This is a genomic window from Streptococcus suis (assembly GCF_002964045.1).
GTDB classification, from domain to species: domain Bacteria; phylum Bacillota; class Bacilli; order Lactobacillales; family Streptococcaceae; genus Streptococcus; species Streptococcus suis_U.
The window spans coordinates 1-404 of sequence record NZ_POPB01000140.1 but is presented as its reverse complement, the minus strand read 5'-3'; the positions used below and the strand labels follow the sequence as shown (position 1 = coordinate 404).

At 43.1% G+C, this 404-nt stretch carries 1 pseudogene; it reads left to right on the top strand.

From position 1 onward, the window contains the following. Positions 1–404 (top strand): annotated as a pseudogene (locus C1E99_RS14575) (type VII secretion protein EsaA); the annotation flags it as partial.

Genomic DNA, 404 nt, shown 5'->3' with positions numbered 1-404 from the left:
CCGATCGGGAAAATGGCGACTTTGTAAAAACCTTTACTTCTGTCTTAAGCAATACCTATGACAATGGCGTGCCCAATGAAGTGATTTTGGATTTCTTGTCCGCACCATTGACAGAATCGTCTTCATCTGTAAAAGCAACAGTCAACACCTACAGACCTTTCACCTGGATTTTACTCTTGGAGATGGTTGCCCTATTTGCAGCTTATGTTTTTGGTACTCATCGTGTGATTAAGGCTGTGAAAGATAAGTTTAAAGTCAGCCGTCTCGAGGATACAGATTTAGTAACGGTAACTGTGCTCAGCATTCTATCACTTCTGGTCGGTGGATTGATCGGGGTTGTATCAAGTCAACAGTTGCAGATTGATAGCGAGTTGATCCCGACTTGGGTGCTGATGATTACCTTG